This window comes from Escherichia sp. TW14182 (genome assembly GCF_000208525.1).
Classification (GTDB): Bacteria; Pseudomonadota; Gammaproteobacteria; order Enterobacterales; family Enterobacteriaceae; genus Escherichia; species Escherichia ruysiae.
Window position 1 is genome coordinate 1 of record NZ_AEJZ01000076.1, and the last position, 9,676, is coordinate 9,676.

Sequence of the window (9,676 nt, forward strand, 5' to 3'; positions counted from 1 at the left end):
CGCCAGTGTCGCATCTGGCATCTGAGCACGGTGCCGGATGCGGCGCGAGCGCCTTATCCGGCCTACGGGCTCCGGGACGGCTCATTTTGTAGGCCTGGTAAGACGCGGCAAGCGTCGCATCAGGCATGATGTACCAATTACCTGAATTTTTTACTCTTGCGACCATAACCACGCGGCGCCGCGTACGCCGCTGGAATCACCATGCTTCGCCTTGCGCACCGGCGTTTCACATTCGCCGCCGAAGACAAATTGTTTAATCAACTGCGGAACCGTTTGATATAAACGGTCAACATTGCTCATCCCGCCCCCCAGCACAATCACATCCGGGTCGAGAATATTCACCACGTGTGCCAGCGACTTTGCCAGCCGCAGCTCATAGCGACGCAATGCCAGCTCTGCAACCGGATCGCTTTCTTCAACCAGGCGGATAATTTCACTACCTTTCAGCGCATGTCCGCTCAACCGATGATAATCCGTCGCGAATCCTGTACCTGAAATAAAGGTTTCAATACAGCCTTTTTTACCGCAATAACAAGGGACTTCTTCGCGATAACGCAGTTCATCTTCGTCCATCCACGGTAGCGGATTATGTCCCCACTCACCTGCCGTGCCGTTGCCGCCAATATGCGCCCGCCCATTGAACGCCACGCCCGCGCCGCATCCCGTACCGATAATCACGGCAAATACCGTCTGCGCTCCCGCTGCCGCCCCATCTACCGCTTCCGAAACCGCCAGACAGTTGGCGTCATTTGCCAGCCGCACTTCCCGCTGCAACCGCGCGCTTAAGTCTTTATCGAATGGCTGACCGTTAAGCCAGGTCGAATTAGCGTTTTTCACCACGCCGGTGTAGGGCGAAATCGAGCCGGGAATGCCCATGCCTACTGTTCCGCGCTGCCCCGTCGCCTGCTCCGCCATATCAACCAACGTGGCGATAGTTTCAATAGTTTGCCAGTAATCATCACGCGGCGTGGGCAGACGATGACGGTACAATTGCTCTCCTGCATCGCCCAGTGCAATCACTTCAGTTTTGGTGCCGCCTAAATCGATACCTATACGCACGGTACTCTCCTTATTTTTTTCAATATCAATAGCGTAGAGACGGACAACCGGATTGGCAATGCAAGGCCGCCGACAATTCGTTATCATGCCCGCTAAATTTAACGACAAGGCCGTGGAAATTATCATGCTGTGGTTCAAAAATTTAATGGTTTACCGTCTTAGCCGCGAAATTTCGCTGCGTGCAGAAGAGATGGAAAAACAGCTAGCCTCGATGGCATTTACCCCATGCGGAAGCCAGGACATGGCGAAGATGGGCTGGGTTCCTCCGATGGGATCGCACAGCGATGCATTAACGCACGTTGCCAATGGTCAAATTGTTATCTGCGCGCGTAAAGAAGAAAAAATCCTTCCGTCTCCGGTGATTAAACAGGCGCTGGAAGCGAAAATCGCCAAACTGGAAGCAGAACAGGCGCGTAAGCTGAAGAAAACCGAAAAAGATTCGCTGAAAGATGAAGTGCTGCACTCTCTATTACCGCGCGCTTTTAGCCGCTTCAGCCAGACCATGATGTGGATCGACACGGTTAACGGGTTGATTATGGTGGACTGCGCCAGCGCCAAAAAAGCAGAAGATACGCTGGCACTGCTGCGTAAAAGCCTGGGGTCGTTACCGGTTGTGCCATTGACCATGGAAAACCCGATTGAACTGACGCTGACCGAATGGGTACGCTCCGGTAGCGCGGCGCAGGGCTTCCAGTTGCTTGATGAAGCCGAGCTGAAATCGCTGCTGGAAGATGGCGGCGTGATCCGCGCGAAGAAACAGGATCTGACCAGCGAAGAGATCACCAATCACATTGAAGCCGGAAAAGTGGTGACTAAACTGGCGCTCGACTGGCAGCAGCGCATTCAGTTTGTGATGTGTGATGATGGTTCGCTCAAACGCCTGAAATTCTGCGACGAACTGCGCGATCAAAACGAAGATATCGACCGAGAAGATTTCGCCCAGCGTTTTGACGCCGATTTCATCCTGATGACCGGTGAACTGGCGGCATTAATTCAAAACCTGATCGAAGGATTGGGTGGCGAAGCACAACGTTAATTGCTGATTTGCCTTCAATGCCGGATGCGACGCCAGACGCGTCTTATCCGGCGTAAAAAGTCAAACCTGACATTGATATAATCATTCGCGATTTTTAAGGCGATAACCGGTGTTTCCACTATATTAAATTACGCGCGGATAACTGATGCAATGAATTTATAGACGGTTCGTCAAAGTCAGTAATACAAGTTATCAACCTATTATTTTTATTCACAATCTTCGCTAAGGTTTATATCAATTTGATATTTTATGTATATATCGAAAATATAAAAACCAGCAGCCACTGGCGTTTATTATTACCAAAATAAAGAATATTCCAGAAAAATGCCCTCCCATTAAATGGGAAGGCGAGATATTACAGATAGCGGCACAAATAAGAGGTCGGTTCAGCAACTTGCAGATGGAACTCGCTGTGGCCGGGAACATTAAATACAGAGCCGGCTTCATACACTTGCCAGTCGGTCGCGTCAGGCAGTAACACATTCAGCGCCCCGCTGATTACCGTCATCTCTTCAGGTTCGGCGGTGCTGAAGGTGTATTCGCCTTCAACCATGACACCAACGCTGGCGCGACCAGTGCTGCTGCTGGAAAAGCCGATCGATTTCACTTTGCCGGAAAAGTACTCATTACTTTGAAGCATAAACTGGCCCTGTCTGGTAGTTGAACGTCTACTTCACTATAGGGGCCAGAGGCGCTGGCTGTCACGCAAAATCACATCAGTAATTCTGCAGCCAGCCTTGTAATCAATACGTTAGAGAGCAAAACAGGAACATCGAGCTGTTTTTGCAGTAAATCACGATGGCGCTGATTAAATCCCAAACAATCCAGCATGATGACATCCGCACCGTTTTCCAGTAGTTCTTTCCCGGCATCAATGATTTTCTGTTCAGAATCATGAATAGGGTTCCCCAGGGAAAACAAGGGCGGTTTCTGTAAGATTTGCCATTTTTGTGCCTGAACGTGCAACAGTTCTTCAACCGGTACGATTACACCGACCTGATGACCTTCGACAATGGTAGAAACCAGCGGTGGCAATATACGCAACGGCTCCAGAAAGATTGTATTACGCGCCGTCATACTGCTAATGTTTGCCGTACTCATCAACAAAATGACGTCGTAACCCTGGTTATCAAGCACTTCAACCACGCTTTGCAGATCGCGTTCTACTTTACGACGCGAGACGTGAGCCGGTTGATTGTCATTTAATAATGTAAGAATCGTTTCTTCGCCTGCTTCTGGCGCATACTCCGCCATCACTTCTTCGCGGCTTAACTTCCCCAGCAGGCTATGATGGGAAATGTTATTTTCGTCAATGTACTCAGTCAGGAGCGGTAAAACTTCCTGCATAGGTACAATGCCGATGGTCAGGATCGCCAACGACGCACTCATTGTTATTCCACCTTACTTTTACTTCGTCGTTAATTACCGGGCAAATGTTAAGCACCACTGCTGGCACTTACCTGTGCTACAAATGACAAAAAGCGTAGCAGTAGACGCGCCCGGAATAATGTAAAGATTCCAAATGATTCCAGTAATAGATTGTTATTGTTTAATATTCTAATTATTTGAAAAACATGAATTGTGAAAAATGTGACGCAGATCCTTTGTAGTAGCACTCAGAGTCCCTTCCGAGCAGTCTGATACGGTCACTCTTTGTCAGGATCCTCATAGCGTTTTTTAGCATCCATCGCTTCCTGAGCGGTCGGATGTTCGCTGATTAAAGAGTCAGGTTTGGGATGATCGGCTCTGAGCTGATACCAGGTTACGGTCTGCCCTGGTTTTCCTTTTTCAATCGTTACAATATATGCTTCACGAGGATAAGGCGGTTTCGTTGGCATCGTTCTTCCTTATTTCACGGGATGAACGTTAAGTATAGGCGCTCGGGAGTCAACAATTGATCGTCTGTGCCAGGGCGCTACGAATTTCAGAAATCACCTGACTGGGTTCATTATTAGCGTTAATGATAATATGCGCGACTTCACGATATAACGCATCGCGTTCTTCCAGCACTTCCCGAACTTCTTCACTTAGCGGCTTTCCGGTTAAGGTTGGTCGCAAATCCTCTTCGGGTGCTGCTTGCAGACGATTAACCAGTACCGCTACTGGCGCACACAGATAAACCACAATCCCGTTATTACGCATGTAGTGACGATTAAATTCCGTCAGAATAATGCCGCCCCCCGTGGCGATAACGGTCGATGGTGCTGTCACCGCTTCCAGTGCTGCGGTTTCTCTGGCGCGAAATCCGGCCCACTCTTCCCTTTCGACGATCTCCGCGACCGTCATATTGAGCTGTGATTGCAACCACTGGTCGGTATCGACAAACCGACGGTTAAGCGAATCGGCAAGAGCCATTCCGACCGTTGTTTTACCACAGCCCCGAGGCCCGATCAGAAAAAGAGGTTGTGTCATCGTGGGTTTTCCCCAAAAGGTCGCAATGCGGCGAAAGCCGGGTTCGTAAGAATAGCGATCATACCATCAAGCTAGTACAATTTCGATTGTAAAGAAATAATTCCACTTAGGGTGAAATTTTCAATACACTCTTTACTATACCAAGAAATGCTCAAGAAAGAAGTGTAACTAATAAATTACATTCATGAGCGACTACGTTGCACTTCCAGCCACCACTTTTCCAGTTCTGCTGCGAATGCCTGGCGGTCACGCTGCGAAAAGCTATCTGGCCCTCCGGTCTGGATACCACTGGCGCGTAAGGTATCCATAAAATCGCGCATCATCAGACGTTCACGAATGGTCGCTGGCGTGTAACGTTCACCACGTGGATTAAGTGCCGCTGCTCCCTTCTCAATGGCTTCAGAAGCCAGAGGAATGTCTGCGGTGATCACCAAATCGCCCGCTTCACACTGACGTACAATTTCATTATCGGCAACGTCAAAACCTGCCGCGACGCGTAGCGTGCGAATAAACGGCGATGGCGGTACACGTAAACTCTGGTTAGCCACCAGTACCAGCGGCATTTGCATACGTTCAGCCGCGCGATACAAAATCTCTTTAATTACATTGGGACACGCGTCGGCGTCCACCCAAATTGTCATAAAGTCATCCTTTGTTGGGTAATCCTCTATTGTGTCGCGCTTTTGCCTTCCGGCATAGTTCTGTTTATGCTTCTGCCAGCGATTATCAAAACAATGAATTTCACGGCAGGAGTGAGGCAATGGAAAAGAAAATCGGTTTTATTGGCTGCGGTAATATGGGAAAAGCCATTCTCGGCGGTCTGATTGCCAGTGGTCAGGTGCTTCCAGGGCAAATCTGGGTGTATACCCCCTCCCCGGATAAAGTCGCTGCTTTACACGATCAATTCGGCATCAACGCCGCAGAGTCAGCGCAGGAAGTGGCACAAATCACCGACATCGTTTTTGCCGCCGTTAAACCGGGCATCATGATCAAAGTGCTTAGCGAAATCACGTCCAGCCTGAATAAAGACTCGCTGGTTGTCTCTATTGCAGCGGGCGTCACACTCGACCAACTTGCCCGCGCACTGGGCCATGACCGGAAAATTATCCGCGCGATGCCAAATACCCCCGCGCTGGTCAATGCCGGGATGACTTCCGTAACGCCAAACGCGCTGGTTACGCCTGAAGATACTGCTGATGTGCTGAATATTTTTCGCTGTTTTGGCGAGGCGGAAGTGATTGCCGAACCAATGATCCATCCGGTAGTTGGCGTGAGTGGTTCTTCTCCTGCCTATGTCTTTATGTTTATCGAAGCGATGGCCGACGCAGCCGTGCTGGGGGGAATGCCACGCGCGCAGGCGTATAAATTTGCCGCCCAGGCGGTAATGGGTTCTGCAAAAATGGTGCTGGAAACCGGAGAACATCCGGGCGCGTTGAAAGATATGGTTTGCTCACCAGGAGGCACCACCATTGAAGCGGTGCGCGTACTGGAAGAGAAAGGTTTCCGTGCCGCAGTGATCGAAGCAATGACGAAGTGTATGGAAAAATCAGAAAAACTTAGCAAGTCCTGATGCACTCTCCCCGGACGTCAGGCCGCCACTTCGGTGCGGTTACGTCCGGCTTTCTTTGCTTTATAAAGTGCCATATCTGCCGATTTCAGCCACTCACGATAGTGACTCATTTGCGGGCTCAGCGGCGCGACACCGACACTTATCCGCAACATGACCTGCGGCGTATTTGGTAAACGTAATGTATTTAACCCTTCATGTACCCGTAACATGGCGGTAATGGCGTTTTCTGCTGGCGTACCAGACATAATCACCGCAAATTCATCCCCCCCAAAACGACCAATCACATCACTACCGCGCAGAGTAATTTGTAACTGACGAGTGAGAGCAACTATCGCTTCATCGCCCACATCGTGGCCCCAGGTGTCGTTGATACTTTTGAAATGGTCGATATCGATGATTAACAACGTCGCATCGCGGTTATGTCGCCGACAATTATCAAACTCATTGCGCAACATTAGTTCCCAGTGACGCCTGTTGTAAACGCCCGTCATGCCATCGCGGGTACTCATTACCTGCAATCTGCGTTTATGTTCTGCAAGTTTTGTTGCCGTCTGATAGCTAACCCAGCCAAACAGCAAAGGATAAATGACGATAATGGGCAGTGAGAGCCACCATTCCAGCGGCGCACTATTTAGTGACACCGTGATACCCGTCAGTTCGAGGGTGACAAGGCAGGAAACGACCATCAGCACCAGACCAGCGACAAACAGACGAGGGCCACCGGCTCCCATCAAATTCAGACACATAATCATCAACATCGCGATCGAAGGCAGCACGTTTACGCCCATCACGCCTACCCACATTCCCGCTAACACCGCATCGGTTTTTAAGTTGTAAATTTCCCGACCAAGCGGATCAATGGCTCTGCTCGCTAACTGCCAGGCTAAATGCGGCCAGACAAAAGCCCAGCCCACTAACACCAGCCACCACCAGCCCGACGGCGGATGCGAAACCAGCGTTGAAGCAATCGGTAAGAACATCCCCGCCAGTCCTACCATACGGGGTAACCTGACGCGCCGGGCGAAGCGCAGCCCGGAACGCTGATGTTCGTTTTGAGGAGTTAATGGTGGTTCCTCCCCGTGCGCCGCCGCTTTTTTGAAAAAATTTTCATCATTCATTATTTTTGGGAACATTCAGAAACAATTTTCCCAAATTATAGAGATGGGGCGAAAAGCGGAAGTATGATATTTCGGGTGAGCCATTTTCTTAGCTCACCCGTTAGCACTATCAGGGATCAGGCGGCGTTCTTAAGGCAAGTGCTCATAAACTTATTGCGATCATCGCCTTTCAGAGATTGCTGCGTCGCCTGGCCATTGCATTCACGCATCTTCTGCTGCTGCGGCGTCAAGCTCTTCTCGCCGGGCGCAGATTTGCTGTTCTTCAGGCAATCACTCATATACGTTTTACGGGCATCCCCTTTCAACGCCTTCGCCGTCGCCTGTTGGTTACAGGAGGTCATACGTTGTTGTTGCGGGGTTAACGTCTTCTCGGCAGCGCCGACAGTGGTTAAAAAAACTAAACCGAATAACAGGGTAACCAGTAATGTTATTTTCATAGCACCATCCCTCTTCACATTTTAACCAAGAGCGTTTGCGCCCGTGATCTGCCTTTAAGTCTGGTTGCTAACAGAAAAAATACCAACCGGCGGCAAAAATTCACCGCCGGATGCGTTTTGACTACAGACCCAGCGCGGCTTTCATGGTGTAGAAGAGATCGGTCTGATCGGTCAGACCAACCACATTGGCAGCGTAAGGACCATAAGCGGCAATACGCAACTGGCTGCCGGTATGTTCTTGTGAATCTTCTTCCGAGTTACCGTAGCTCATTACCATCACCGCACCATCTTTGGTCATTAATGCCTGAGTCAGACCCGGAGCTTTGGTATCCGGCGCGACAATCTGGCTGGCGTGAGCGTGGTCAGCGGTAACTATCACCAATGTATTGCCATCTTTTTTGGCAAACTCAAGCGCACGTTGTACCGCTTCATCGAGGTCAACCGTCTCACCAATTTGCCCACAAGGATTAGCGGCATGATCCTGTTTATCGATAGATGCACCTTCAACTTGCAGGAAGAATCCTTTCTCGTTTTTACTCAATAACTCAATAGCTTTATCGGTCATCTGCGCTAACGTCGGCACACTGTCATTTCGTTGCGGATTCGGGGTACAGGTTACTGCGGGTTTATCGATATTACCGTGATAAGACGCCTTCGGCCCTTCCCAACGAACTGGCATATTGCCGTCAGAAAACAGCCCAAGTAGCGGTTTATCCTGATTTGCCTCTGTTACTGCCTCCAGCGACGCTGCGTCACTCACTAACTGATAGCCGCGAGCCTGCGCCTGTTCACGCAGCGTTTTTCCCTGCCACTCACCGGCGGTTGCCGTTTCTGCAAACGTTTTTGCACCGCCGCCAAGCGTAACATCGGCACGGGCGTTAAGAAGTTGTTCGGTAATGGAACCTTTACCGCCTTTTTCCAGCGCATTACTTGGGCATTTTTCACTGGTCACGCTCGGTCCGTAGCATTTGCGCGATGTCACATGCGCCACCAGCGCGGCGGGTGTGGCATCCTGCAATTCTGCCGTTGAAACGTTGCCGGTCGCCAGTCCTGCGGCTTTTGCTATCTCCAGAATCGTTGGATGATCTTTTTCATGAATATCGACGCCCAGCGCGCCGTTATAAGTTTTGACGCCAGTTGACCAGGCGGTTGCTGATGCAGCGGAGTCGGTGACATAGTCCGGTTTACCGGTTTTTTTATCCAGCGAGTAGTGGGTGTATTGTCCGGTAAGCGGTAAGGCATCGATTCCTTTAAAAAAACCGCCCGCACCTTCGGCATAATTTCGTGCGGCAGTTATTTCCGAATCCCCCATCCCATCGCCAATAAGTAAAATAATATTTTTCGCCGGTTTATCGCTAAGAGAATCACGCAAGGCAGCAGTCTGATCGCCAGTTAAACGGCGAGCGCCGCCCGGCGTAGTAATATCTCCCTGTGCAGCTCGTTTTTCCAGAATGGGTACATCAGGTGTCCGGGCTTTTGTCACAGGGGTAAACAGTAACGGTAAGAGAGCCAGTGCAATAGTGCTTTGTTTCACTTTATTTTCTCCATGTACAAATACAGTAAAAAATAAAAACAAAGCGACTATAAGTCTCTGCCGTGACAGCTTTATGACAACGGTTGAAAAGGTTTAACGTTTTACTGACGAGGATGCCTCAATAACTTTTTTACGTAATCGCGCAGCAGCTCCGTATCGTCGTCAGGAATGCTGGCATCGGGCTTTACCGCGTACAGTGCCCCCTCAACCTGATCAATCAACTGCTGTTGGTCTTTTTGCGTCATATTGCGAAGCATCGCGGTGACTATAATCTCCAGTGCCTCAACCTGCGCGCACAGTTCTTTCGACTCTTCTTCTTTTTGGGCAAGCTTAAATAACAACTCAGCAATGAGATTTTTCATGTCTGTATTTCCTTATCCAAAGTATGGAGAAGTTAACATTATGCTTCATAACTGCATAGGGGTTGTAAGTAGTATTTTTATGACACAGGAAATACTTTGCAAAAATATTTGCACATATTTATCAGCGAAACGTTTCTCTTATTTAAAT

At 49.6% G+C, this 9,676-nt stretch carries 12 protein-coding genes; 2 read left to right on the forward strand and 10 right to left on the reverse strand.

The genetic code is table 11. The features are described from left to right. Nucleotides 1–150 precede the first annotated feature (150 nt). Entirely contained in the window at nucleotides 151–1,059 is a 909-nt protein-coding gene (gene mak, locus EQY_RS0107615; RefSeq protein WP_001219344.1) for a fructokinase, read from the reverse strand. A 124-nt stretch (nucleotides 1,060–1,183) separates the two neighbouring features. On the opposite strand from mak, the gene rdgC reads away from it, so the two are divergent. Further along, the gene (gene rdgC / locus EQY_RS0107620; protein ID WP_024165072.1) at nucleotides 1,184–2,095 is read left to right on the forward strand and encodes a recombination-associated protein RdgC; all 912 of its coding nucleotides are present in this window, start codon (nucleotides 1,184–1,186) and stop codon (nucleotides 2,093–2,095) included. Between the two features lie 355 nt (nucleotides 2,096–2,450). Here rdgC and ppnP read toward each other — a convergent pair whose 3' ends face one another. From ppnP to EQY_RS0107650, 5 genes are all read right to left on the reverse strand, one after another. Continuing rightward, the gene (gene ppnP / locus EQY_RS0107625; RefSeq protein WP_000941942.1) at nucleotides 2,451–2,735 is read right to left on the reverse strand and encodes a pyrimidine/purine nucleoside phosphorylase; all 285 of its coding nucleotides are present in this window, start codon (nucleotides 2,733–2,735) and stop codon (nucleotides 2,451–2,453) included. Between the two features lie 71 nt (nucleotides 2,736–2,806). Beyond that, nucleotides 2,807–3,484 (reverse strand): AroM family protein, encoded by a 678-nt coding sequence (locus EQY_RS0107630; RefSeq protein ID WP_001276432.1) that lies wholly within the window; start codon nucleotides 3,482–3,484, stop codon nucleotides 2,807–2,809. A 257-nt stretch (nucleotides 3,485–3,741) separates the two neighbouring features. Then, the gene (yaiA, locus tag EQY_RS0107640) at nucleotides 3,742–3,933 is read right to left on the reverse strand and encodes a protein YaiA (RefSeq protein ID WP_001142439.1); all 192 of its coding nucleotides are present in this window, start codon (nucleotides 3,931–3,933) and stop codon (nucleotides 3,742–3,744) included. Nucleotides 3,934–3,982: 49 nt separating this feature from the next. Further along, nucleotides 3,983–4,507 (reverse strand): shikimate kinase AroL, encoded by a 525-nt coding sequence (gene aroL / locus EQY_RS0107645; protein WP_000193398.1) that lies wholly within the window; start codon nucleotides 4,505–4,507, stop codon nucleotides 3,983–3,985. A 182-nt stretch (nucleotides 4,508–4,689) separates the two neighbouring features. Then, nucleotides 4,690–5,148 (reverse strand): YaiI/YqxD family protein, encoded by a 459-nt coding sequence (locus EQY_RS0107650; RefSeq protein ID WP_000158147.1) that lies wholly within the window; start codon nucleotides 5,146–5,148, stop codon nucleotides 4,690–4,692. Between the two features lie 119 nt (nucleotides 5,149–5,267). On the opposite strand from EQY_RS0107650, the gene proC reads away from it, so the two are divergent. Then, nucleotides 5,268–6,077: a pyrroline-5-carboxylate reductase gene (gene proC, locus EQY_RS0107655; RefSeq protein WP_010344698.1), complete on the forward strand. Its 810-nt coding sequence runs from the start codon at nucleotides 5,268–5,270 to the stop codon at nucleotides 6,075–6,077. A gap of 17 nt (nucleotides 6,078–6,094) precedes the next feature. On the opposite strand, the gene adrA is transcribed toward proC, so the two are convergent. From adrA to iraP, 4 genes are all read right to left on the reverse strand, one after another. Next, the gene (adrA, locus tag EQY_RS0107660; RefSeq protein ID WP_000484073.1) at nucleotides 6,095–7,210 is read right to left on the reverse strand and encodes a diguanylate cyclase AdrA; all 1,116 of its coding nucleotides are present in this window, start codon (nucleotides 7,208–7,210) and stop codon (nucleotides 6,095–6,097) included. Between the two features lie 101 nt (nucleotides 7,211–7,311). Further along, nucleotides 7,312–7,632 carry a phosphate starvation-inducible protein PsiF gene (gene psiF / locus EQY_RS0107665; RefSeq protein WP_010344700.1) on the reverse strand — a complete coding sequence of 107 codons (321 nt, stop codon included), beginning with the start codon at nucleotides 7,630–7,632 and terminating at the stop codon, nucleotides 7,312–7,314. A 121-nt stretch (nucleotides 7,633–7,753) separates the two neighbouring features. Further along, the gene (phoA, locus tag EQY_RS0107670) at nucleotides 7,754–9,166 is read right to left on the reverse strand and encodes an alkaline phosphatase (RefSeq protein WP_000814395.1); all 1,413 of its coding nucleotides are present in this window, start codon (nucleotides 9,164–9,166) and stop codon (nucleotides 7,754–7,756) included. 101 nt (nucleotides 9,167–9,267) lie between these two features. Continuing rightward, entirely contained in the window at nucleotides 9,268–9,528 is a 261-nt protein-coding gene (gene iraP / locus EQY_RS0107675; protein WP_000792977.1) for an anti-adapter protein IraP, read from the reverse strand. Nucleotides 9,529–9,676: the final 148 nt, after the last annotated feature.